The sequence below is a fragment of the Enterobacter sp. RHBSTW-00175 genome (genome assembly GCF_013927005.1).
Lineage (GTDB): Bacteria > Pseudomonadota > Gammaproteobacteria > Enterobacterales > Enterobacteriaceae > Enterobacter.
Genome location: NZ_CP055930.1, coordinates 196,023 through 220,899 on the forward strand (window position 1 = coordinate 196,023; position 24,877 = coordinate 220,899).

16 protein-coding genes are annotated in these 24,877 nt (G+C 56.7%); 13 read left to right on the top strand and 3 right to left on the bottom strand.

What is annotated here, in order from left to right; genetic code table 11:
* The first annotated feature begins 37 nt into the window (after window positions 1-37).
* On the top strand, window positions 38-3,367 hold the full coding sequence (locus tag HV107_RS00955; RefSeq protein ID WP_182061702.1) for a diguanylate cyclase: 3,330 nt from the start codon (window positions 38-40) through the stop codon (window positions 3,365-3,367).
* Here HV107_RS00955 and alkA read toward each other — a convergent pair.
* Window positions 3,332-4,204 (bottom strand): DNA-3-methyladenine glycosylase 2, encoded by an 873-nt coding sequence (alkA, locus tag HV107_RS00960; RefSeq protein WP_182061703.1) that lies wholly within the window; start codon window positions 4,202-4,204, stop codon window positions 3,332-3,334. The genes HV107_RS00955 and alkA overlap by 36 nt on opposite strands.
* Window positions 4,205-4,335: 131 nt before the next feature.
* Between alkA and yegD the strand changes: the two genes are divergently transcribed.
* The 9 genes from yegD (at window position 4,336) to yegS (ending at window position 19,538) form a co-directional block, all read left to right on the top strand.
* Complete coding sequence (gene yegD / locus HV107_RS00965; protein ID WP_182061704.1) at window positions 4,336-5,688, top strand: molecular chaperone; 1,353 nt, start codon at window positions 4,336-4,338, stop codon at window positions 5,686-5,688.
* Window positions 5,689-5,877: 189 nt separating this feature from the next.
* On the top strand, window positions 5,878-7,122 hold the full coding sequence (locus HV107_RS00970) for an MdtA/MuxA family multidrug efflux RND transporter periplasmic adaptor subunit (RefSeq protein WP_182061705.1): 1,245 nt from the start codon (window positions 5,878-5,880) through the stop codon (window positions 7,120-7,122).
* Window positions 7,122-10,244 (top strand): MdtB/MuxB family multidrug efflux RND transporter permease subunit, encoded by a 3,123-nt coding sequence (locus HV107_RS00975; protein ID WP_182061706.1) that lies wholly within the window; start codon window positions 7,122-7,124, stop codon window positions 10,242-10,244. The genes HV107_RS00970 and HV107_RS00975 overlap by 1 nt, the downstream gene beginning before the upstream one ends.
* Window positions 10,245-13,322: a multidrug efflux RND transporter permease subunit MdtC gene (gene mdtC, locus HV107_RS00980; RefSeq protein WP_182061707.1), complete on the top strand. Its 3,078-nt coding sequence runs from the start codon at window positions 10,245-10,247 to the stop codon at window positions 13,320-13,322.
* Window positions 13,323-14,738: an MFS transporter gene (locus tag HV107_RS00985; protein WP_182061708.1), complete on the top strand. Its 1,416-nt coding sequence runs from the start codon at window positions 13,323-13,325 to the stop codon at window positions 14,736-14,738.
* Window positions 14,735-16,138 carry a two-component system sensor histidine kinase BaeS gene (baeS, locus tag HV107_RS00990; RefSeq protein WP_182061709.1) on the top strand — a complete coding sequence of 468 codons (1,404 nt, stop codon included), beginning with the start codon at window positions 14,735-14,737 and terminating at the stop codon, window positions 16,136-16,138. The genes HV107_RS00985 and baeS overlap by 4 nt, the downstream gene beginning before the upstream one ends.
* Complete coding sequence (gene baeR / locus HV107_RS00995) at window positions 16,135-16,857, top strand: two-component system response regulator BaeR (protein ID WP_182061710.1); 723 nt, start codon at window positions 16,135-16,137, stop codon at window positions 16,855-16,857. The genes baeS and baeR overlap by 4 nt, the downstream gene beginning before the upstream one ends.
* Window positions 16,858-17,028: 171 nt before the next feature.
* A complete protein-coding gene (gene yegQ, locus HV107_RS01000) occupies window positions 17,029-18,390 on the top strand; it encodes a tRNA 5-hydroxyuridine modification protein YegQ (RefSeq protein WP_182061711.1) in 1,362 nt (453 codons plus the stop codon).
* Window positions 18,391-18,638: 248 nt separating this feature from the next.
* Window positions 18,639-19,538 (top strand): lipid kinase YegS, encoded by a 900-nt coding sequence (gene yegS / locus HV107_RS01005; protein WP_182061712.1) that lies wholly within the window; start codon window positions 18,639-18,641, stop codon window positions 19,536-19,538.
* Between the two features lie 61 nt (window positions 19,539-19,599).
* Here yegS and fbaB read toward each other — a convergent pair whose 3' ends face one another.
* On the bottom strand, window positions 19,600-20,652 hold the full coding sequence (gene fbaB / locus HV107_RS01010) for a class I fructose-bisphosphate aldolase (protein ID WP_182061713.1): 1,053 nt from the start codon (window positions 20,650-20,652) through the stop codon (window positions 19,600-19,602).
* 250 nt (window positions 20,653-20,902) lie between these two features.
* Here fbaB and HV107_RS01015 point away from each other — a divergent pair, with 250 nt between their 5' ends.
* From HV107_RS01015 to HV107_RS01025, 3 genes are read left to right on the top strand one after another with little or no spacing between them, the layout of a single operon-like run.
* The gene (locus HV107_RS01015) at window positions 20,903-22,180 is read left to right on the top strand and encodes a nucleoside permease (RefSeq protein ID WP_182061714.1); all 1,278 of its coding nucleotides are present in this window, start codon (window positions 20,903-20,905) and stop codon (window positions 22,178-22,180) included.
* On the top strand, window positions 22,177-23,181 hold the full coding sequence (locus HV107_RS01020; RefSeq protein ID WP_182061715.1) for an ADP-ribosylglycohydrolase family protein: 1,005 nt from the start codon (window positions 22,177-22,179) through the stop codon (window positions 23,179-23,181). Before HV107_RS01015 ends, HV107_RS01020 begins: the two co-directional genes overlap by 4 nt.
* Entirely contained in the window at window positions 23,178-24,134 is a 957-nt protein-coding gene (locus tag HV107_RS01025; protein WP_182061716.1) for a PfkB family carbohydrate kinase, read from the top strand. The genes HV107_RS01020 and HV107_RS01025 overlap by 4 nt, the downstream gene beginning before the upstream one ends.
* Here HV107_RS01025 and HV107_RS01030 read toward each other — a convergent pair.
* A complete protein-coding gene (locus HV107_RS01030) occupies window positions 24,108-24,854 on the bottom strand; it encodes a GntR family transcriptional regulator (RefSeq protein WP_182061717.1) in 747 nt (248 codons plus the stop codon). The genes HV107_RS01025 and HV107_RS01030 overlap by 27 nt on opposite strands.
* Window positions 24,855-24,877 lie beyond the last annotated feature (23 nt).

A 24,877-nucleotide genomic window follows, 5' to 3' on the forward strand; every position in this document is an offset into this window, starting at 1 on the left:
GTTTCCGGACGGCCTCGCGTCCCTGGATAAAGCGGTAATGAATAAACAATACCAGCGGGTTTTGGTTACCACCCCACATCCTTTACTGCGACTTGTCTTTCTGGGCCTGGTCACCTTTATCTTTACGTTGTTCTCGCTTGAACTGACCCGTTTTGGAACGCTGCTGGCGCCATTATGGTTCCCGACGTCAATTATGATGGTCGCATTTTACCGTCACGCGGGGAAAATGTGGCCCGGCATTGCGCTGGCCTGCTCCTTTGGCAATGTTTTCGCCTCCTGGATGATCCTCTCATGGGGCGAAATCAGCCTCGCCTACACGGTCATTAACGTTATCGAAGCCTGTATCGGCGCATTACTGCTACGTAAACTTCTGCCCTGGTACAACCCGCTGCAAAACCTGAATGACTGGATCCGTCTGGCCATCGGCAGCGCCCTGATACCGCCACTGGTAGGTGGCGTGTTGGTTTACCTCATCGTTCCGAGCCCGGAGCCGCTGCGTAACTTTCTGGTCTGGGTATTATCAGAGGCCATCGGCGCACTAGCACTGGTGCCACTAGGGTTACTGTTTAAACCGCACTATCTGCTGCGCCACCGTAACCCGCGACTGCTGCTGGAAACGCTCGTGACTATGGCGATTACGCTGGTCCTGAGCTGGCTTGCTATCACCTGGCTTCCGTGGCCGTTCACCTGTGTCATTGTCCTGCTGATGTGGAGCGCAGTACGCCTGCCGCGTCTGGAAGCGTTCCTGGTATTTTTGGTCACCGTGATGATGGTGTCGCTGATGATTGCGCAAAACCCCGCACCAATGGCCACCCAAAATGCCAGCGCAATGGTCAACGCGCCGTGGCTACCGTTCCTGATGATGCTGCTGCCAGCCAACGTGATGACCATGGTGATGTATGCGTTTCGGGCGGAACGTAAGCACATCACCGAAAGCGAAGAGCGTTTTCGCAACGCGATGGAATATTCCGCCATCGGTATGGCATTAGTCGGTATTGAAGGCCAGTGGCTCCAGGCCAACAAAGCATTGTGTAATTTTTTGGGATATACCCAGACCGAGCTGCAGTCGCTCACCTTCCAGCAACTGACCTGGCCCGACGATTTAAACTCCGACCTCGAACAGCTGGAACAGTTGATCAACGGGGACATCAACACCTATTCACTGGAAAAACGCTACTACACCCGTCACGGGGAAGTGGTCTGGGCGTTGCTCGCCGTCTCGGTTGTGCGCCATGCGGATGGCACTCCCCTCTACTTTATTGCCCAGATTGAAGACATTAACGACCTGAAACAAACGGAATGGGTAAATAAACGTCTGATGGAGCGTATTACGCTCGCCAATGAAGCGGGTGGTATTGGTATCTGGGAATGGGATCTTGAACCTGACATCATCAGCTGGGACAAAAAAATGTTCGAGCTGTATGAAATCCCGCCGCATATCAAACCTACGTGGCAAATCTGGCATGAATCGATGGTGCCGGAAGACCGTCCCTATGCTGAACAGGTGATCCGCGATTCGCTGATGGCAAGGCTGCCGTTTAAGCTGGAATTCCGTATCCGGGTGAAAGAAGGTGTGCGCCATATCCGTTCTCTCGCCAACCGGGTGCTGAATAAACAGGGGGAAGTTGAGCGTCTGCTTGGCATCAACATGGATATGACCGAAGTTAAACAGCTTAACGAGGCGTTATTCCAGGAAAAAGAGCGGCTGCACATTACCCTTGATTCCATCGGCGAAGCAGTACTTTGTACCGATGTCGACATGAACGTCACCTTTATGAACCCTGTCGCCGAGAAGATGAGCGGCTGGACTCAGGTTGAAGCCATTGGTCAGCCTATCCTGAAAGTTCTGCATATTACCTTTGGTGAGAACGGCCCGTTGATGGAAAACATCCACAGCGGTGATATGTCTCGCTCCGATATCGAACAGGATGTGGTGCTGAACTGCCGCAGCGGCGGGAGTTTTGACATTCATTACAGCATTACGCCGCTCAGTACGCTGGATGGGCAAAATATCGGCTCGGTGCTGGTTATCCAGGACGTCACCGAATCACGCAAAATGCTGCGCCAGTTGAGTTATAGCGCTTCTCACGATGCCCTCACCCACCTGGCAAACCGCGTGAGCTTTGAAAGCCATCTCAAGCGACTGTTGCAGACGGTTCAGGAAACTCGCCAGCGTCATGCGCTGGTCTTTATCGATCTTGACCGCTTCAAAGCCGTCAACGATACGGCAGGCCATGCGGCGGGCGATGCCCTGCTGCGTGAGCTTTCATCATTAATGCTGACCATGCTCCGTTCAAGCGATGTTCTGGCGCGTCTGGGCGGCGATGAGTTTGGTCTGCTGCTGCCTGACTGTAATATCGAAAGCGCACGCTATATTGCGGGACGTTTGATCCACGCCATCAATGACTATCACTTTATGTGGGAAGGTCGCCTGCATCGTATCGGCGCCAGTGCGGGCATCACCCTGATTGACGAAAATAACTACCAGGCAGCGGAAGTGATGTCCCAGGCGGATATCGCCTGTTACGCCTCCAAGAATAACGGTCGTGGTGTAGTTACGGTCTACGAGCCTCAGCAGGAACGTGTTCACACCACGCGTGGCATGATGTCGCTCGATGAGCAGTGGCACATGATCAAAGACAACCACCTGATGATGATTGCCCGCAGCGTGGCCTCGCCACGCATCCCGGAAAGCAGTAATTTCTGGCTGATTTCACTGCGCCTGTGGACCAGCCAGGGCGAAGTGCAGGAAGAACATGCATTCCGTGCCGGGCTGGCCGAACCTGAACTGCTGCATGCCCTCGACAGACGTATTTTCAGTGAGTTTTTCCGTACCTATGCGGCACAGGTTGCCAGCAAAGGAATGGGCGTTGCCCTGCCGCTTTCAGAGGCGGGTTTAGCCAGCGTCACGCTGGTAGACGAACTGCTCGAACTGCTGGAGAAAGGCCCGTTCCCGGGGCGTCTGCTGCATCTGATTATCACCATTGACGTTCTGAACAACCCGGATCCAAACGTGCAGAATGGGCTGCAAAAACTCCGTCACGTTGGCTGTCGTGTGGTGTTAAGCCAGGTGGGGCGCAATATGGATGTGTTTAACCAGCTGAGCATCAATATGGCCGATTACCTGATGCTGGATGCCGAAGTGGTGACCAACGTTCACGGTAATCTGATGGATGAGATGATGGTGACCATTATCCAGGGCCACGCGCAGCGCCTGGGCATGAAAACCATTGCCGGCCCAAGCAATCAGCCGATGATGATGGACACCTTATCCGGCATTGGCATCGACTTTATCTATGGCGACACCATCGCCGAACCGCAGCCGCTGGAGTTACTGCTGAACACCAGTTACTTCGCCATCAACTAACGGCGTCCAGCCGTCGGTGTACCAGATGTGCAGTAGCGCATAGGAGCGCCACGGCTGCCAGCGCTGGGCATAGCGCCGGATTTGCGCCGGTGTCATCCCGGCAAAACGCTGCTTAATCAGATAATCATCCGGCAGGAACACATCTTTTGCCTGCCATCCGCGCAGCGCAAGATAGTTGGCCGTCCAGCGGCCAATCCCGGGACGCTGCTGTAACGCTTTCATTCCCGCGTCGATATCATCCGGCGGCGTGAGCGGGAATGTCCCGTTGACCACAGATTGCGCCAGATGAATCAGCGACTCTGCCCGCTTAACGGGCATCCCGAGCGCCTTCAGCGCCAGCGGATCGGCGGCTGCCAGCGCATCAGGGGAGGGAAAGCAAAGGTAGTCAGGGAAATCTTTCACCGGCGCACCACACAGTGCCACCACGCGCGCGGCCAGTTTCGCCGCCATCGCCACGCTCACCAGTTGCCCCAGAATCGCCCTTACGCCCTGCTCCCAGGCATCCATCGAGCCCGGCAAGCGAAGCCCTGGCCGGGCTGCGCCAAGCTCACCGAGCGTTGCGAGGACGTGTTGCGGTTCGCAGGCAAGATCGAACAGACGTTCAATCCGCGCCAGGCAGGCCGACGCCACAGGAACCAGCCCCGGGCTTAGAGTAACCTTCAGGGTACAGGTGTCGGTATCAGGAGTGACGCGAAACACGCCCTGATGCCCGTCACAGGCGAAACTCCGCTCGTAGAAGGTATCCGTGACGGTTTCAACGCCCGTGACCGCACGCGCGCCAAGAAAGCCAAACATCCATTGCCAGTCGTAAGGGGGCTGCCAGTTCAGGGTGTACATCGCGACTCCTTATAGGTTCTGCACAGCATAAACCGAACTCGCTTGCTTCGCCTTGCTTTCATATTCCTGTTGTCGCAGGCCAGACATTTCGCTAAAGTCTCGCCCCTTCTCACTGGCATGGGGATGTCTACGTGTTTATTGGATTTGACTACGGTACGGCAAACTGTTCAGTTGCCATCATGCAAAACGGGCAACCGCAGCTGCTGAAAATGGAAAAAGAGAGCACATTGCTGCCGTCCATGCTTTGCGCTCCCACGCGTGAAGCGGTCAGCGAATGGCTGTTCCGTCATCACCAGGTTCCGGCCACAGCCGCAGAATCGCAGGCGTTGTTGCGCCGTGCGGTCAGTTTTAACCGCGAAGAGGATATCGACGTCACGCCTTCCAGCGTGCAGTTTGGCCTCTCTTCGCTTGGCCACTACGTTGAGGATCCTGAAGAGGTCTACTTCGTTAAATCACCGAAGTCGTTCCTGGGCGCAAGCGGGCTGAAACCGCAGCAGGTGGCCATGTTTGAAGACCTGGTGTGCGCCATGATGTTGCACATCCGCAATCAGGCGCAGACCCAGGTTACCGATGCCATCACCCAGGCGGTGATTGGTCGTCCGATTAACTTTCAGGGATTAGGCGGCGAAGAAGCCAACCAGCAGGCACAGGGTATTCTTGAGCGTGCCGCACACCGCGCGGGTTTCCGTGATGTGGTGTTCCAGTATGAGCCGGTTGCCGCAGGGCTTGATTTTGAAGCCACACTGACGGAAGAAAAGCGGGTTCTGGTAGTGGATATCGGCGGGGGGACGACAGACTGCTCTCTGCTGCTGATGGGGCCGCAATGGCACGCGCGTCGTGACCGCGAAAATAGCCTGCTGGGGCACAGTGGTTGCCGCGTGGGCGGTAACGATCTGGATATCGCTCTGGCGTTTAAAAGCCTGATGCCGCTGCTGGGCATGGGTGGGCAAACCGAAAAAGGGATCGCCCTGCCGATCCTGCCGTGGTGGAACGCTATCGCCATCAACGATGTACCGGCACAAAGTGATTTCTACAGCACCGCCAACGGACGTTTCCTGAATGATCTGGTACGCGATGCCCAGGATGCAGATAAAGTCGCCCTGCTGTATAAAGTGTGGCGTCAGCGTCTGAGCTACCGCGTGGTGCGTACCGCTGAAGAGAGTAAAATTGCGCTCTCGGCCCGTCCTGAGCACGCGGTGACCTTGCCGTTCATTAGCGATGACCTTGCCACTGCCATTACGCAGGAAGGGCTGGAAACGGCACTCACGCAGCCGCTACAGCGCATTCTGGAGCAGGTTCAGCTGGCGCTGGAAAATGGCAAAGAGAAGCCGGACGTGATTTACCTGACGGGAGGAAGCGCCCGCTCACCGCTCATCAAGAAAGCGCTGGCGGAACAACTGCCGGGAATACCGATTGCGGGCGGTGATGACTTTGGCTCTGTTACCGCAGGTCTGGCGCGCTGGGCGCAGGTGATGTTTAGCTAATGTCGTTGTGCCGGGTGGCGGCTCCGCCTTACCCGGCCTACAAAATCCTCGAACCGTAGGCCGGGCAAGTAAAAGCACCACACTCAGACAATTCCAGACAGTCTTCCATATTTCCTCCATTTTTCTGCCGTCTTGCCTGACTAAACTAGTATCATTCCCCGAAGTATTTCAGGATGAGAACGTATAACGATGAAAGGCAGTCATAAATCCCGCTGGGCAATCGCCGCTGGCATCATTGTGGTGGTCCTTGCCGCCGCCTGGTACTGGCACAGTCAATCTTCCGATAGTGCGGCACCCGCAGGGGCAAATTCCCAGCCACAGCGCCCTGTGGGCGGTGGCCGTCACGGGATGCGCGGCGGGGCGCTGGCGCCAGTGCAAGCCGCAACTGCAGTGAACAAAGCCGTTCCTCGTTATCTTTCCGGCCTGGGAACCATTACGGCGGCAAACACGGTAACCGTCCGCAGCCGTGTCGAAGGTCAGTTGATGGCCATTCATTTCCAGGAAGGCCTGCAGGTTAAAGCCGGTGATTTACTGGCAGAGATCGATCCGAGCCAGTTCAAAGTCGCCCTCGCCCAGGCTCAGGGGCAGCTCGCAAAAGATAAAGCCACGCTCGCGAATGCGCAGCGTGATTTAGCGCGCTATCAACAGCTGGTCAAAACCAATCTGGTGTCACGCCAGGAGCTTGATACCCAGCAGTCACTGGTGAGCGAAACCCAGGGCACGATAAAAGCTGATGAAGCTTCCGTCGCCAGTGCACAGTTACAGCTCGACTGGAGTCGCATCACCGCCCCCATTGATGGCCGCGTGGGGCTGAAACAGGTCGACATCGGAAATCAAATCTCCAGCAGCGACACCAACGGTATTGTGGTGATAACCCAGACCCATCCTATCGATTTGATCTTTACCCTGCCGGAAAGCGATATCGCAACCGTTGTGCAGGCGCAAAAAGCCGGTCAGGGGCTGGTCGTCGAAGCCTGGGATCGCACCAACAAACAGAAACTGAGCCAAGGCTCTCTCCTGAGCCTTGATAACCAGATTGATACCACCACTGGCACCATCAAGCTCAAAGCCCGCTTTAACAACCAGGACGATGCCCTGTTCCCGAACCAGTTTGTGAATGCACGAATGCTGGTAGCCACGGAAGAAAATGCCGTAGTCATTCCGGCAGCGGCACTGCAAATGGGGAATGAAGGCAATTTTGTCTGGGTGCTGAACAGTGAGAACAAGGTCAGCAAACATCTTGTGAAAACCGGGATCCAGGACAGCCAGACGGTCGTTATCAACGCCGGGATCTCCGCAGGCGACCGCGTGGTGACCGACGGCATTGACCGCCTGACCGAAGGCGCCAAAGTCGAAGTGGTTGAAGCGCATGACAGCACCACTACTGAACAACCCGCCAGACGCGAACACAAAAAACAGGGAGCGGCTTCCTGATGCAGGTGATGCCACCGAGCTCTACAGGTGGGCCATCACGCCTGTTCATATTACGCCCCGTTGCCACCACGCTGTTGATGGTGGCCATTTTGCTGGCCGGGATCATTGGTTATCGTTTTCTGCCCGTTTCGGCACTGCCGGAAGTTGATTACCCCACCATTCAGGTTATCACGCTCTATCCTGGCGCCAGCCCGGATGTCGTGACCTCTGCCATTACCGCGCCGCTGGAGCGTCAGTTTGGCCAGATGTCCGGCTTAAAACAGATGTCCTCGCAAAGCTCGGGCGGCGCTTCTGTGGTAACTCTCCAGTTCCAGCTGACGCTGTCGCTGGACGTTGCCGAGCAGGAAGTGCAGGCCGCGATTAACGCCGCCACTAACCTTCTGCCGTCCGACCTGCCCAACCCACCGGTTTACAGCAAGGTTAACCCGGCGGATCCGCCGATCATGACCCTTGCGGTCACCTCATCTGCCATTCCGATGACCCAGGTGGAAGATATGGTAGAAACCCGCGTGGCGCAGAAAATCTCGCAGGTGTCCGGGGTGGGTCTGGTAACACTGGCAGGCGGGCAGCGCCCGGCTGTGCGCGTGAAGCTGAATGCCCAGGCCATTGCCTCTCTGGGATTAACCAGCGAAACCATTCGCACGGCGATCAGCAATGCGAACGTCAATTCCGCAAAAGGCTCGCTGGATGGCCCGACGCGTGCCGTCACGCTTTCTGCGAACGACCAGATGCAGTCTGCCGATGAATATCGCCAGCTGATTGTGGCGTATCAAAATGGCGCGCCCGTTCGCCTGGGCGATGTCGCAACCGTTGAGCAAGGCGCAGAAAATAGCTGGCTTGGTGCCTGGGCCAACAAACAGCAGGCGATTGTAATGAACGTACAGCGCCAGCCTGGCGCCAATATCATTAACACCGCCGACAGCATCCGCACCATGCTGCCGCAACTGATTGAAAGCCTGCCGAAGTCCGTCAGCGTGAAAGTGCTTTCCGACCGCACAACCAATATTCGCGCGTCCGTCTCCGACACCCAGTTTGAGCTGATGCTGGCCATTGCGCTGGTAGTTATGATCATCTACCTGTTCCTGCGTAACGTACCGGCCACCATTATCCCTGCCGTCGCCGTGCCGTTATCGCTGGTGGGTACGTTTGCCGTGATGGTGTTCCTTGATTTTTCGATCAACAACCTGACACTGATGGCGCTCACTATCGCCACCGGTTTTGTGGTGGATGACGCCATCGTGGTTATCGAAAACATCTCCCGCTACATCGAAAAAGGCGAAAAACCGTTAGCCGCCGCGCTGAAAGGGGCGGGAGAAATCGGCTTTACCATTATTTCTCTCACCTTCTCATTAATTGCCGTACTGATCCCGCTACTGTTTATGGGGGATATTGTCGGCCGCTTGTTCCGCGAATTTGCCGTCACCCTGGCGGTCGCGATTTTAATCTCGGCGATAGTGTCCCTGACGCTTACACCGATGATGTGTGCCCGCATGTTGAGCGTTGAGTCCCTGCGCAAACAAAATCGCTTCTCGCGTGCGTCGGAGCGGATGTTCGAACGCATCATCGCCGCTTACGGCCACCTGCTGGCAAAAGTGCTGAATCATCCGTGGGCAACCCTTGGCGTGGCGTTGGGTACGCTGGCGCTGAGCGTGATGCTGTGGATTTTCATCCCGAAAGGATTCTTCCCGATTCAGGATAACGGCATCATTCAGGGCACGCTTCAGGCCCCGCAGTCCGTCTCCTTTGCCAGCATGGCGCAGCGCCAGCAGCAGGTGTCAGAGCTCATCATGAAAGACCCGGCGGTTGAAAGCCTGACCTCTTTCGTGGGCGTTGACGGAACCAACCCGTCGCTGAACAGCGCGCGTCTGCAAATCAATCTCAAACCGCTGAGTGACAGGGATGACCGCGTACAAACGGTGATTGAACGCCTGCAAACTGCCGTCGCCCGCGTGCCGGGAATCGAGCTGTATCTGCAACCGATTCAGGATTTGACCATCGATACCCAGGTGAGCCGCACCCAGTATCAGTTCACATTACAGGCCACTTCGCTTGATGCACTCAGCACCTGGGTGCCGCAACTGGTGAATAAACTCAAGGCGCTGCCGCAAATTTCCGACGTCAGCAGCGACTGGCAGGACAAAGGGCTGGCGGCATATGTGAACGTTAATCGCGACAGCGCCAGCCGTCTGGGTATCACGATGGCGGATGTGGATAACGCGCTGTACAACGCGTTCGGGCAGCGGCTGATCTCCACTATCTATACCCAGGCGAACCAGTATCGCGTGGTGCTGGAGCACAACACCGAAAACACTCCGGGGCTTGCCGCGCTGGATACGGTGCGCCTGACCAGTAAAGATGGCGGCATTGTGCCGTTAAGTGCCATTGCCAGCGTTGAAGAGCGCTATACCCCACTTGCAATTAACCATCTCGATCAGTTCCCGTCCACCACCATTTCGTTCAACGTGCCGGACGCATACTCGCTGGGTGAAGCCGTAGAGGCCATTCTTGCGGCAGAAAAAGAGCTTAGCTTCCCGTCAGACATTCAGACCCAGATCCAGGGCAGCACGCTGGCCTTCCAGGCGGCACTGGGGAATACCATCTGGCTGATTGTCGCCGCCGTGGTGGCGATGTATATCGTGCTCGGCGTGTTGTACGAAAGCTTTATTCACCCGATAACTATCCTCTCTACCCTACCTACCGCAGGCGTTGGTGCCCTTCTGGCCCTGATGCTGGCAGGCAGTGAACTGGATGTGATCGCGATAATCGGTATCATCCTGCTTATCGGCATCGTGAAGAAAAACGCCATCATGATGATCGACTTTGCCCTCGCCGCCGAACGCGAACAGGGCATGTCGCCGCGGGATGCAATCTTCCAGGCGTGTCTGCTGCGTTTTCGCCCGATCCTGATGACCACGCTGGCCGCGCTACTGGGTGCCCTGCCGCTGATGCTGAGTACCGGCGTGGGCGCTGAGCTGCGCCGCCCTCTGGGGATTGGCATGGTCGGCGGTCTGCTGGTAAGCCAGGTACTGACTCTGTTTACCACCCCGGTGATTTACCTGCTCTTTGACCAGCTGGCTATCTGGGCCAAAGGCCGTTTCCCGAAACGTGAAGAGGAGGCGTAAGTGAAGTTTTTCGCCCTCTTCATTTACCGCCCGGTCGCGACGATATTAATTTCGCTCGCAATCACTCTGTGCGGCGTGCTTGGCTTCCGGCTGCTGCCGGTTGCCCCGCTGCCACAGGTGGATTTCCCGGTGATCATGATCAGCGCCTCGCTGCCCGGCGCTTCGCCAGAAACGATGGCCTCTTCGGTGGCCACGCCGCTGGAACGCTCGCTGGGACGCATTGCCGGGGTGAACGAAATGACCTCCAGCAGTTCGCTTGGCAGCACGCGTATCATTCTGGAATTCAGCTTCGACCGTGATATTAACGGCGCCGCACGTGACGTACAGGCCGCGATCAACGCCGCGCAAAGCCTGTTGCCAAGCGGGATGCCAAGCCGTCCGACCTACCGTAAAGCCAACCCGTCTGACGCGCCAATCATGATCCTGACGCTCACCTCAGACACCTACTCTCAGGGGCAACTTTACGACTTTGCCTCCACCCAACTGGCGCAGACCATCGCCCAGATTGACGGCGTGGGTGACGTTGACGTTGGCGGCAGCTCCCTGCCCGCAGTACGCGTGGGTTTAAACCCGCAGGCGCTGTTCAACCAGGGCGTGTCGCTGGATGACGTGCGCACTGCCATCAGCAACGCGAACGTTCGCAAGCCGCAAGGGGCGATCGATGACCAGAGCCATCGCTGGCAGATCCAGACTAACGACGAGCTGAAAACCGCCGCGGAATATCAACCGCTGATCATCCACTACAACAACGGTGCGGCGGTACGCTTAAGCGATGTCGCAAGCGTTACCGATTCGGTGCAGGACGTGCGCAACGCCGGGATGACCAACGCCAAACCGGCTATTTTGCTGATGATCCGCAAACTGCCGGAAGCCAATATCATCCAGACGGTCAACAGCATCCGCGCGCGCCTGCCGGAATTGCAGGAAACCATTCCGGCGGCCATTGATTTGCAGATTGCCCAGGATCGCTCTCCGACGATCCGCGCCTCGCTCGAAGAGGTGGAGCAGACGTTAATTATCTCTGTGGCGCTGGTTATCCTGGTGGTGTTTTTGTTCCTGCGCTCGGGGCGCGCAACGCTTATCCCGGCGGTGGCCGTTCCGGTCTCATTGATCGGGACTTTTGCCGCCATGTACCTGTGCGGGTTTAGCCTGAATAACCTGTCGCTGATGGCGCTGACCATTGCCACAGGTTTCGTCGTGGATGACGCCATTGTGGTGCTGGAGAATATCTCGCGCCATCTGGAAGCGGGTGTGAAACCGCTCCAGGCGGCGCTTCAGGGAACGCGCGAAGTGGGCTTCACGGTGCTCTCCATGAGCCTGTCATTGTTCGCAGTGTTCCTGCCGCTGCTGCTGATGGGCGGGCTGCCTGGCCGCCTGCTGCGGGAGTTTGCCGTTACGCTCTCCGTCGCCATTGGTATTTCGCTGGCCATCTCGCTGACGTTAACGCCGATGATGTGTGGCTGGATGCTTAAGCGCAGCAAACCGCATTCGCAGCCACGGCGTAAAGGTTTTGGCCGCGTCCTGATGGCCATGCAGGAGAGCTACGGCAAGTCGCTGAAATGGGTGCTGAACCACACGCGGATTGTCGGGCTGGTGCTGATTGGCACCATTGTGCTCAACGTCTGGATGTACATTTCTATCCCGAAAACGTTCTTCCCGGAACAGGATACCGGGGTACTGATGGGCGGCATTCAGGCCGACCAGAGCATCTCGTTCCAGGCGATGCGCGGTAAATTGCAGGACTTTATGAAAATCATCCGCGAAGACAAAGCCGTGGATAATGTCACCGGTTTTACTGGCGGCTCACGTGTGAACAGCGGGATGATGTTTATTACCCTCAAGCCCCGGGATGTGCGCAACGAAACTGCGCAGCAGGTTATCGACCGCCTGCGCATGAAGCTTGCCAAAGAGCCAGGAGCCAATCTGTTTTTGATGGCCGTTCAGGATATCCGCGTGGGCGGACGTCAGGCCAATGCCAGCTATCAGTACACCCTGCTGTCTGACGACCTCGCCGCCCTGCGCGAATGGGAGCCGAAGATCCGTAAAGCGCTGGCGGCGCTGCCACAACTGGCAGACGTGAACTCCGATCAGCAGGACAACGGCGCAGAGATGGATCTGACCTACGATCGCGAAACCATGTCGCGGCTGGGCATTAACGTAGAAGCCGCCAACAGCCTGCTGAACAACGCCTTTGGTCAGCGCGAGATTTCCACCATTTACCAGCCGATGAACCAGTATAAGGTAGTGATGGAAGTAGATCCGCGCTACACCCAGGACATCAGCGCGCTGGACAAAATGTTTGTGATTAACAGCGATGGTAAGGCCATCCCGCTCTCGTATTTCGCCAGCTGGCAGCCCGCAAACGCCCCTCTTTCTGTTAACCATCAGGGGCTTTCCGCCGCCTCAACCATTTCATTTAACCTGCCAACCGGTTCATCGCTGTCTGAGGCGAGTGATGCTATCAACCGCACTATGACCCAGCTTGGCGTGCCGTCCACCGTGCGCGGCAGTTTTGCCGGAACGGCACAGGTATTCCAGGAGACAATGAACTCACAGGTGATCCTGATCCTGGCGGCCATCGCCACGGTGTATATCGTGCTGGGGGTGTTGTATGAAAGTTACGTTCATCCACTGACAATCCTCTCTACCCTGCCTTCGGCGGGTGTGGGGGCATTGCTGGCGCTGGAGCTGTTCGGTGCACCATTCAGCCTAATCGCGCTAATCGGTATCATGCTATTAATAGGTATAGTGAAGAAAAACGCCATTATGATGGTCGACTTCGCGCTGGTGGCGCAGCGTCACGGCAATCTGAGCCCGGAAGAGGCCATTTTCCAGGCCTGCCAGCTGCGTTTTCGCCCGATCATGATGACCACGCTGGCGGCGCTGTTTGGCGCCCTGCCGCTGGTGATTTCCGGTGGCGATGGCTCAGAGCTGCGTCAGCCGCTGGGGATAACGATTGTTGGTGGTCTGGTGATGAGCCAGTTGTTAACGCTCTACACCACCCCCGTGGTCTATCTCTTCTTCGACCGCCTGCGGGTGCGTTTTTCACGTAAAAACAGAGAAACGGTAAACGGGTAAATGACAGAACTCCCCAAAAATGTCCGCTGGCAATTATGGATTGTCGCCTTCGGCTTCTTTATGCAGTCGCTGGATACGACCATCGTTAATACCGCCCTCCCCTCTATGGCGAGAAGCCTGGGGGAAAGCCCGCTGCACATGCATATGGTGATCGTCGCTTACGTGCTGACGGTTGCCGTCATGCTGCCCGCAAGCGGCTGGCTGGCAGACAAAGTGGGGGTCCGAAATATCTTTTTCACCGCCATCATCCTGTTTACCGCGGGCTCGCTATTTTGCGCCCAAGCCAACACGCTCAATGAGTTGGTGATGGCGCGTGTCCTTCAGGGGGTTGGCGGGGCGATGATGGTGCCCGTCGGGCGACTGACGGTGATGAAAATCGTCCCGCGCGAACAGTACATGGCAGCGATGACCTTTGTCACCCTGCCCGGCCAGGTCGGCCCGCTGCTCGGCCCGGCGCTGGGCGGTGTGCTGGTGGAATACGCCTCCTGGCACTGGATTTTCCTGATCAATCTGCCGGTGGGTATCGTGGGGGCTATCGCCACGCTGGTGCTGATGCCTAACTACACCATGCAAACCCGGCGCTTTGATTTCGTTGGCTTTACTTTGCTGGCCGCCGGTATGGCGACCCTGACCCTGGCGCTCGATGGGCAAAAAGGGCTGGGGATTTCATCCCTGACGCTGGGCATGCTTGTCGCCCTCGGCGTGATGTCTGTGCTGTGGTATTTGTACCATGCGCGGGGTAACGATCAGGCGCTGTTCAGCCTGTCGCTGTTTAAAAACGCTACCTACCGTCTTGGGCTGTTTGGCAGCTTTGCCGGGCGCATCGGCAGCGGTATGTTGCCGTTTATGACGCCGGTTTTTCTCCAGATTGGGATGGGCTTTTCACCGTTCCACGCGGGCTTAATGATGATCCCGATGGTGCTTGGTAGCATGGGGATGAAACGCATAGTGGTGCAGGTGGTGAACCGCTTTGGCTACCGTCGCGTGCTGGTCACGGCCACCCTGGGGCTGGCGCTCATCAGCCTGCTATTTATGGGCGTAGCGCTGATGGGCTGGTACTACGCACTGCCGCTGGTTCTGTTCTGCCAGGGCATTATCAACTCGATGCGTTTCTCGTCGATGAACACCCTGACGCTGAAAGATCTGCCGGACGAACTGGCCAGCAGCGGCAACAGCCTGCTGTCGATGATCATGCAGCTTTCCATGAGCGTGGGTGTTACCGTGGCGGGCCTGCTGCTCGGCATGTACGGGCAGCAGCATCTCAGCGTCGACACCCCGGTCGCGCATCAGGTGTTTTTATATACCTATCTCAGCATGGCGGTAATTATCGCCCTGCCCGCGATTATCTTCGCCAGAGTACCGGACGATACCAGTAAGAATGTTGTTATCCGTCGTGGCAAAAGGAGTGCATCATGAAATTCTGGCGTCCCGGGATCACCGGAAAGCTGTTTGTGGCGATTTTTGCCACCTGTATCGTTCTGCTGATCACGATGCACTGGGCGGTGCGGGTTAGCTTTGAGCGCGGTTTTATTGACTACATCAAACACGGGAACGAACAGCGTTTACAGGGGCTGAGCGATGCGCTGGGTGAACAGTATGCCCTGCACGGCAACTGGCGTTTTCTGCGTAATAACGACCGCTTTGTTTTTCAAATCCTCCGCTCGCTTGAGCACGATACCGACGACGATCGTCCCGGCCCCGGGATGCCGCCGCACGGCTGGCGTACCCAGTTTTGGGTGATAGACCAGGACATGCGTGTGCTTGTGGGCCCGCGTGCGCCCGTCCCGCCTGATGGCACAAAGCGCGCCATCACAGTGAATAACGCGACGGTCGGCTGGGTGATCGCCTCCCCGGTTGAACGCCTGACGCGCAACACGGATATCAACTTCGACAAACAGCAGCGCCAGACCAGCTGGTTGATTGTCGCGCTTTCGACGCTGCTTGCCGCGCTGGCCACCTTCCCGCTGGCACGCGGCCTGCTTGCACCGGTGAAACGGCTGGTAGAAGGCACGCACAAGCTGGCGGCCGGGGATTTCTCAACCCGCGTGGACACCCGCAGCCAGGACGAACTGGGCAAACTGGCGCAGGACTTTAACCAACTGGCAAGCACGCTTGAGAAAAACCAGCAGATGCGCCGCGACTTTATGGCCGATATTTCGCACGAGCTGCGCACGCCGCTGGCGGTACTGCGCGGGGAGCTGGAAGCCATTCAGGACGGCGTGCGGCAGTTTACTCCGGAATCTGTCACCTCTCTGCAGGCCGAAGTCGGCACGCTGACCAAGCTGGTTGACGATCTGCACCAGCTTTCGATGTCCGATGAAGGGGCACTGGCCTACCAGAAAGCACCTATCGATGTGATTAACGTGCTGGAAGTCGCCAGCGGCGCCTTCCGCGAACGTTTTGCCAGCCGCAACCTGAAAATTGACCTCTCGCTGCCGGACAGCGCCATCGTGTTTGGCGACCGCGACCGCCTGATGCAGCTGTTCAACAATCTGCTGGAAAACAGCCTGCGCTATACCGACAGCGGTGGCGGGCTGCATATCTCCGGCAAGCGCGAAAACGGGCGCTTTGCCCTCACCTTTGCGGATTCGGCACCCGGCGTGCAGGATGGACAACTGGAAAGGTTGTTTGAGCGCTTTTATCGTACCGAAGGTTCGCGCAACCGCGCCAGCGGTGGCTCCGGGCTTGGGCTGGCGATTTGCGTCAACATCGTTGAGGCTCATAACGGCACAATCCGCGCCGCCCATTCGCCTTTTGGCGGGGTAAGCATTACAGTAGAGTTACCGCTGGAACGGGATATATCGAGAGAAGTATGACCGAGTTACCGATTGACGAAAACACACCACGTATTCTGATCGTGGAAGACGAGCCTAAGCTTGGGCAGTTACTGATCGACTATTTACGTGCGGCAAGTTATGCCCCATCGCTTATCAGCCATGGCGATCAGGTGTTGGCCTATGTGCGCCAGACGCCGCCGGACCTGATCCTGCTGGATTTGATGCTGCCGGGCACCGACGGTCTGACACTGTGTAGGGAAATTCGCCGTTTCTCTGACGTCCCCATCGTTATGGTGACCGCCAAAATCGAAGAAATCGACCGTCTGCTGGGCCTGGAAATCGGTGCCGACGATTACATCTGTAAACCATACAGCCCGCGTGAAGTGGTGGCCCGCGTGAAAACCATTCTCCGCCGTTGCAAGCCGCATCGCGAATTGCAGGCGCTGGATGCCGAAAGCCCGCTGATTGTCGATGAAAGCCGCTTCCAGGCGAGCTGGCGCAGCAAGCTTTTGGATCTCACCCCCGCCGAGTTCCGCCTGCTGAAAACTCTCTCTCACGAGCCGGGAAAAGTGTTCTCCCGCGAGCAATTGCTGAATCATCTGTATGACGATTACCGCGTCGTCACCGACCGTACCATCGACAGCCACATCAAAAACCTGCGCCGCAAGCTGGAAGCGCTCGACACCGACCAGTCATTTATTCGCGCGGTGTATGGTGTAGGGTATCGCTGGGAAGCGGATGCGTGCAGGATTGCATGATCGTCAGACTCTGACGTTTCAGGCCGGGTCAAGCGCAGCCGCCGCCCGGCCACAATCGCTTTACCTCCCTGCCCCGCAGCGCTACAATGCCCGCCCTTAAAGTGGGGGATCTCCCCTTACCGCTGCACCAGGTGTACGCGGATCTGACCTGTCATCAGAACGAGAACAAACATGTTTAAACCGGAACTCCTTTCCCCGGCGGGAACGCTGCAAAATATGCGTTACGCTTTCGCTTATGGTGCCGATGCTGTTTACGCGGGCCAGCCGCGCTACTCACTGCGCGTGCGCAACAACGAATTCAACCACGAGAACCTGCAACTCGGCATCAATGAAGCACATGCCCTGGGCAAAAAATTCTACGTGGTGGTAAACATCGCGCCGCACAACGCCAAGCTGAAAACGTTCATCCGTGACCTCAAGCCGGTGGTGGATATGGGGCCAGATGCGCTGATTATGTCGGACCCGGGTTTAATCATGCTGGTTCGGGAGAACTTCCCGGAAATGGATATTCACCTCTCGGTACAGGCGAACGCCGTAAACTGGGCAACGGTGAAATTCTGGAAACAGATGGGGCTGACCCGCGTCATCCTGTCTCGTGAACTTTCGCTGGAAGAAATCGAAGAGATCCGCACCCAGGTGCCGGAAATGGAAATCGAGATTTTCGTTCACGGCGCGCTGTGCATGGCCTACTCCGGCCGCTGCCTGCTCTCTGGCTATATCAACAAGCGCGACCCGAACCAGGGCACCTGCACCAACGCCTGCCGCTGGGAATACAACGTCCAGGAAGGCAAAGAGGATGACATCGGGAATATCGTGCACAAGCACGAGCCTATCCCGGTCACCAACGTCGAACCAACGCTCGGTATCGGCGCACCAACCGACAGCGTGTTTATGATTGAAGAGGCCAAACGTCCGGGCGAGTACATGACCGCCTTTGAAGACGAACACGGCACTTACATCATGAACTCCAAAGATCTGCGCGCCATCGCCCACGTTGAACGCCTGACCCAGATGGGCGTGCATTCGCTGAAAATCGAAGGCCGCACCAAGTCCTACTACTACTGCGCCCGCACCGCTCAGGTTTACCGTAAAGCCATTGATGATGCCGCCGCCGGTAAACCGTTTGATACCAGCCTGCTGGAAACGCTGGAAGGCCTGGCACACCGCGGTTATACCGAAGGCTTCCTGCGCCGTCATACCCATGACGACTACCAGAACTACGAGCACGGCTATTCAATCTCTGAGCGCCAGCAGTTTGTCGGCGATTTCACCGGCGAGCGCAAAGGCCCGCTGGCTGCGGTTGCCGTGAAAAACAAATTCACCAAAGGCGACAGCCTGGAGCTGATGACCCCGCAGGGCAACATGAACTTCCGTCTGGAGCATCTGGAAAACAAAAAAGGCGAAGCGATTGAGGTGGCTCCGGGTGACGGTCACGTTGTCTGGCTGCCAGTCCCGGAAGAAGTGGATCTGGAATTTGCGCTGCTGATGCGTAATTTCGACGGAGAAAGCACCCGAAATCCGCACAGCAAATAGTTAATAATGGGGATTTTTTCAGGTTGGAATGATTCTTAGAATCGGATCACATACCGCTTCGTTCAATACGGGTATTATCCACAGCGCTGAAAAACATAACCCATAAATGCTAGCTGTACCAGGAACCACCTCCTTAGCCTGCGTAATCTCCCTTACGCGGGCTTATTTTTTGCCTTTCGTCCTGTTCTTACCCGCTTTTTTCCTCCCTGAGATACACTTTTGATAAAGCAAAAAAGGGAGCGATGCGGATGGCAACCTATCCAGCCAGTTTATTAATTCTGAACGGCAAGAGTGCCGGTAACGATATCCTGCGTCAGGCAATTGTTAACTTGCGAAACGACGGTGCCTGTATTCACGTACGTGTCACGTGGGAAAAAGGCGATGCCGCCCGGTATATTGCCGAGGCGTGCGAGCTTGGTGTGGACACCGTGATATCCGGCGGTGGCGACGGGACCATTAACGAAATTGCCACCGCGCTGATTCATCTGGAGACGCCCCAGCGCCCGGCAATGGGCATTTTGCCGCTTGGAACGGCTAACGATTTTGCCACCAGCGCCGGGATCCCGGAGGAGTTGGCGAAAGCGCTCCAGCTGGCCATTCTTGGAAAAACCACCGCTGTGGATATCGCTCTGGTGAATGATAAGACCTGTTTTATCAATATGGCGACGGGCGGATTTGGTACGCGGATCACCAGCGAAACGCCGGAAAAACTGAAAGCGGCGCTCGGCGGTGTCTCTTATCTGATCCACGGCCTGATGCGGATGGATACCCTGAAACCGGATCGCTGCGAAATCACCGGGGATGATTTTCACTGGCAAGGAGATGCGCTGGTGATCGGTATCGGCAACGGGCGTCAGGCAGGCGGCGGGCAGCAGTTGTGCCCGGGGGCGCTGATTAACGACGGTCTGTTAGAACTGCGTATTTTCACTGGTGACGGGCTATTGCCTGCGCTGTTCACCACACTTACTCAGCCGCAGGAAAGCCCGAACATTATCGACGGTCAATCAGCCTGGTTTGAGGTAAATGCTCCGCACGGGATGACCTTCAATCTTGATGGCGAACCCCTGAGCGGAGAGCGGTTCCGCATCGAAGTTTTGCCTGGCGCGCTACAGTGTCGGTTGCCGCCGGACTGTGTGCTTTTGCGCTGATGTTTTTGCCGGCTGGCGCTTCAACAATCCCCTCGCCCCTTTGGGGAGAGGGGGCAATGTTTTAAGCAATGGTCACTTTGGTATCCAGATACACATCCTGAACCGCATTAATCAGCTTCACGCCGTCGGCCATCGATTTCTTAAACGCCTTACGGCCAAGGATCAGCCCCATGCCGCCCGCACGTTTATTGATAACCGCTGTACGTACCGCGTCTGACAGATCCGTTTCACCGCCTGCCGCACCGCCGGAGTTAATCAGCCCCGCGCGGCCCATATAGCAGTTCGCCAGTTGGTAGCGCACCAGATCGATTGGATTATCGGTAGTCAGTTTGCTGTAAACACGATCGTCGGTGTAACCGAAGTTAACTGCTTTATAACCGCCGTTATTCTCGGCCATTTTCTGCTTCACGATATCCGCGCCGATGGTCGCCGCCAGATGGTTTGCCTGGCCGGTCAGGTCAGCGGAGACATGGTAATCCACACCGTCTTTCTTGAACGCGTTGTTACGCAGATAGGCCCACAGCACGGTCACCATCCCCAGCTCGTGCGCACGCTCAAAGGCGGCAGAGATCTCTTCAATCTGACGACGCGACTGTTCAGAGCCAAAATAGATGGTCGCCCCTACCGCCACCGCGCCCATGTTGAAGGCCTGCTCAACGCTGGCGTACAGCGTCTGGTCATATTCGGTTGGGTAGCTCAGGGTTTCGTTATGGTTCAGCTTCACCAGGAAAGGAATGCGGTGCGCGTAACGGCGGGAAACCGAGGCCAGCACGCCGTAAGTCGACGCCACACAGTTGCAACCCGCTTCAATCGCCAGCTCTACAATATTCTTCGGATTGAAATAGAGCGGATTGGCAGCGAAGGATGCCCCCGCAGAGTGCTCAACGCCCTGGTCAACCGGCAGAATGGACAGATACCCGGTTCCGCCCAGCCGCCCGGTGTTGTAGAGCGTCTGCATATTACGCAGTACGGCTGGCGGGCGGTTGTTGTCTATCATCACGCGGTCGACATAGTCGTGACCGGGCAGATAGAGATGGTCGGCAGGAATGGTCATACAACGATGCTGTAAAAGGCTGTCGGCGTCTTTGCCAAGCAACTGCGCAATATCAGTCATAGTGATGCTCCCGTAATTCCGACGTCTTGTCGGTGAGTGATATCCAGACCCACATTTTTGTAGGCAGACTAAGCCTGGTACTGACTTAACAGATTTTCCACCAGCAGGGATTTTTTCAGCACAATCCGCTGGCTCGATTCGTGTACAACAAAAATGCTACATTGATCAAACAATCACCACAAAGGTATTTAAAAGGTATTATTGAATGGTATGTTAAAGGAGTACCCTCTCTGACATGCAGGATTAAACAATGAAAACGAAAGTCCAACTGTCATTCATGATGTTTGTTGAATGGTTTATCTGGGGCGCGTGGTTTGTGCCGCTGTGGCTTTGGCTGAGCAAAAGCGGCTTTAGCGCCGGGGAAATTGGCTGGTCTTACGCCTGTACCGCGATCGCCGCGATCCTCTCGCCGATTCTTGTCGGCTCGTTAACCGACCGCTTCTTTGCCGCCCAGAAAGTGCTGGCGGTGCTGATGTTTGCCGGGGCTGTGCTGATGTACTTCGCCGCGCAGCAGACCCAGTTCGCCACCTTTTTCCCGCTGCTGCTGGCGTATTCCCTGACCTATATGCCCACCATCGCCCTGACCAACAGTATCGCCTTCTCTAACGTGGACGATGTGGAGGCCGATTTCCCGCGCATCCGCGTGATGGGCACTATCGGCTGGATCGCCTCCGGCCTGGCCTGCGGTTTTCTGCCACAAATGATGGGCTATAGCGACATCTCTGATACCAACATCCCGCTGCTGATGACCGCCGCCAGTTCCGCGCTGCTTGGCGTGTTTGCGCTGTTTCTGCCGAATACGCCACCGAAGAGCACCGGCAAGCTGGGCATCAAAGTGATGCTGGGGCTTGATGCGCTGATCCTGTTGCGCGACAAGAACTTTCTGGTGTTCTTCTTCTGCTCGTTCCTGTTCGCGATGCCGCTGGCGTTTTACTACATCTTCGCCAACGGGTATCTCACCGAAGTGGGCATGAAAAACGCCACCGGCTGGATGACGCTCGGCCAGTTCTCTGAAATCTTCTTTATGCTGGCGCTGCCATTCTTCACCAAACGCTTTGGTATTAAGAAGGTATTACTTCTGGGGCTTATCACCGCCGCAGTCCGCTATGGTTTCTTTGTGTACGGCGGCGCCGAGCAATACTTCACTTACGCCCTGTTGTTCCTCGGTATTCTGCTGCACGGCGTGAGCTATGACTTCTATTACGTAACCGCGTACATCTACGTTGATAAAAAAGCGCCCGCGCATATGCGTACTGCCGCGCAGGGTTTGATCACGCTGTGCTGTCAGGGCTTTGGTAGCCTGCTGGGTTACCGCCTGGGCGGTGTGATGATGGAAAAAATGTTCGCATACAAAGAGCCAGTGAACGGGCTGACCTTCAACTGGGCCGGAATGTGGGCATTTGGTGGGATCATGATTGCCGTGATCGCCGTGATGTTTATGCTGTTTTTCCGCGAATCGGATAAAGAGATCACCGCAATTGAGGTGGTTGATGGCGATGCCGCGCTGACACAAGGGGAAGTGAAATGAAACACGAACGTGTTCTCGGGGCTCTTTACGGGCAGGCGTTAGGGGATGCGATGGGGATGCCATCGGAGCTGTGGCCAAGAAGCCGTGTAAAAGCCCACTTCGGCTGGATAGACCGCTTCTTACCAGGGCCGGCCGAGAACAACGCGGCCTGCTATTTTGACCGGGCAGAGTTTACCGATGACACCTCAATGGCACTGTGCCTGGCCGATGCGATTATCGAATGCGACGGGCAGATCAATGCTGATGTCATCGGCAGACATATTCTGCACTGGGCCGAGTCGTTCGACGCGTTTAACAAAAACGTGCTTGGCCCAACGTCCAAAATCGCGCTGAATGCCATCCGCGACGGTAAACCGGTGAGTGCGCTTGAGAACAACGGCGTAACCAACGGCGCGGCCATGCGCGCATCCCCGCTGGGATGTTTGCTGCCCGCTACCCGTCTTGAGCACTTTGTCGAACAGGTGGCGCTGGCGTCCAGCCCCACGCATAAATCTGACCTCGCGATTGCCGGAGCGGTGGTGATTGCCTGGGCGATTTCGCGTGCCATTGATGGTGAGCGCTGGCAAAACATTGTTGATGCCCTGCCCGGCATCGCCCGTTACGCCCAGGAAGCGAAGCCCACCACATTCAGCGCTTCTCTGGCCGCACGTATCGAACTGGCGCTGCACACCGTGCGTACTGCAAAGGGGATCGAGTCCGCCAGCGAGCAGGTTTATCAACTCGTCGGGGCGGGCACCAGTACCATTGAATCTGTTCCGGCAGCCATTGCGATGGTTGAACTGGCTGGAACCGATCCGAACCGCTGCGCCATTTTATGTGCCAACCTGGGCGGTGATACTGACACCATCGGGGCGATGGCAACGGCCATCTGTGGCGCGCTGCATGGCGTGCAGGCGATTGATCCGGCGCTTAAGGATGAACTCGATGCCGTTAACCAGCTCGACTTTGGTCATTACTGCGAAAAATTACTGCACTACCGGGAGCAAAGGGAGGGTGTATGACGTCAGATTTTGCCCGTCACCTTGAGACATTACAGGCTACACGCCCGGTAACGGTACTGGGCGCGGCAGTGATTGACGTCATTGCTGATGCCTACGCCCTGCCGTGGCGCGGGTGTGATATCGAGCTAAAACAGCAGGGCGTGAACATTGGCGGCTGTGCGCTGAACATTGCCATTGCGCTGAAACGACTTGGCATTACCGCGCAAAACGCACTGCCCGTCGGCCACGGCGTATGGGCAGATATCATCCGTAACGCGATGGCAAAACAGGATCTGCACAGCGCGGTGGAAGCCGAAACAGGCGACAACGGCTGGTGTCTGGCGCTGGTCGAGCCTGACGGTGAACGCACGTTTATGTCGTTCAGCGGCGTGGAAAACCAGTGGCAGCAACCCTGGCTGGATGCGCTCAGCGTACCGCCCGCAAGTCTGGTGTATTTATCCGGCTACCAGCTGGCGTCACCCTGCGGCAAGCTGCTCACGACATGGCTGGAAGGCCTGCATAACGTGACTGCGTTTATCGACTTTGGCCCGCGCATTGCCGATATTCCCGACGCGCTGATGGCACGCATTATGGCCCGTCAGCCTATCGTATCCCTGAATCGCCAGGAGGCGGACATTGCCGCCGAAAGGTTTGGCATGGATCCGGAGTCATTTGGCGCGCAATGGCAAAAGCGGTTCGCCTCAGCGCTGATCGTGCGTCACGATAAAGACGGTGCCGGGTATTTTAACGGGGAAGAGAGCGGGTATGTTCCAGCCTTTCCTGCCACGGTGGTGGACACCATCGGCGCGGGCGATAGTCATGCAGGCGGTACGCTTGCCGGGCTGGCTGCGGGATGGAGTCTGGCCGACGCGGTGCAGCTTGGCAACGCGGTCGCGGCATGGGTGGTCAGCCATCGGGGCGGCGATTGCGCCCCTACGCGGGACGCGTTACTCCTCGCACACAAAGACGTATAGATCGCTTCGACAATAGCTGATGCTGTACTCAATGGGCCGGTGTTGTTGGTCAAGCGCAACCTGCTTTATCACCAGCACCGGTATTTTATCGTCCATTTTGATATGCGCCTGAAATTCGCTGTCTGGCATCCGGGCACTAACGCGGGAACGGGTGCGCTGCGGGAAGATATTCTGACTGCGGAAATAATCATACAGCGAGATGCCAATCGCATCCGGGTCGTGAATTAATCCCACCGGAACCCAGGACTCCTCAATCGAAACGGCGTCGTCATCCACGTAACGAATACGTTTAAGTAAGAAGACATCGCTTTGCGGCGCGAGTGATAATTGGCTGGCGACCTCTTCCGGGCATTTCACCACCCGCTTGTTGACCCACAGCGTATTGGGCTTTTTCCCGCGTAACACCACCTGCTGAGAAAATCCACGCGCCTCTTTGAGGGAATATTCAAAGATATTATTAATTTGCGTGCCATAACCCCGGGCGCGGGTGACCACGCCCTCTTCTTCCAGCGCCTGCATCGCTTTACGCACAGTGATGCGCGATACCCCGGTCAGCTGGCTCAGGTCGCGCTCACCCGGCAAAATATTCCCGTGTTCCAGCACGCCACTACGCACGGCGTTTTTGACCGTTTCGGCAAACTTAAGATACAGCGGCGTGTTGTCCGGCGCGGCGATCCGTTCGTTAAGCTGCTCGATTAACCGGGTATGCGCTTGTTCCATCTGTGTTTTCTCAGGCGTGGTGT

Coding starts and splice junctions, on each gene's coding strand:
- HV107_RS00955 (WP_182061702.1), top strand. CDS start 38: ATGAATAAACAATACCAGCGGGTTTTGGTTACCACCCCACATCCTTTA.
- alkA (WP_182061703.1), bottom strand. CDS start 4,204: ATGTACACCCTGAACTGGCAGCCCCCTTACGACTGGCAATGGATGTTT.
- HV107_RS00970 (WP_182061705.1), top strand. CDS start 5,878: ATGAAAGGCAGTCATAAATCCCGCTGGGCAATCGCCGCTGGCATCATT.
- HV107_RS00975 (WP_182061706.1), top strand. CDS start 7,122: ATGCAGGTGATGCCACCGAGCTCTACAGGTGGGCCATCACGCCTGTTC.
- HV107_RS00985 (WP_182061708.1), top strand. CDS start 13,323: ATGACAGAACTCCCCAAAAATGTCCGCTGGCAATTATGGATTGTCGCC.
- baeS (WP_182061709.1), top strand. CDS start 14,735: ATGAAATTCTGGCGTCCCGGGATCACCGGAAAGCTGTTTGTGGCGATT.
- baeR (WP_182061710.1), top strand. CDS start 16,135: ATGACCGAGTTACCGATTGACGAAAACACACCACGTATTCTGATCGTG.
- yegQ (WP_182061711.1), top strand. CDS start 17,029: ATGTTTAAACCGGAACTCCTTTCCCCGGCGGGAACGCTGCAAAATATG.
- yegS (WP_182061712.1), top strand. CDS start 18,639: ATGGCAACCTATCCAGCCAGTTTATTAATTCTGAACGGCAAGAGTGCC.
- fbaB (WP_182061713.1), bottom strand. CDS start 20,652: ATGACTGATATTGCGCAGTTGCTTGGCAAAGACGCCGACAGCCTTTTA.
- HV107_RS01015 (WP_182061714.1), top strand. CDS start 20,903: ATGAAAACGAAAGTCCAACTGTCATTCATGATGTTTGTTGAATGGTTT.
- HV107_RS01020 (WP_182061715.1), top strand. CDS start 22,177: ATGAAACACGAACGTGTTCTCGGGGCTCTTTACGGGCAGGCGTTAGGG.
- HV107_RS01025 (WP_182061716.1), top strand. CDS start 23,178: ATGACGTCAGATTTTGCCCGTCACCTTGAGACATTACAGGCTACACGC.
- HV107_RS01030 (WP_182061717.1), bottom strand. CDS start 24,854: ATGGAACAAGCGCATACCCGGTTAATCGAGCAGCTTAACGAACGGATC.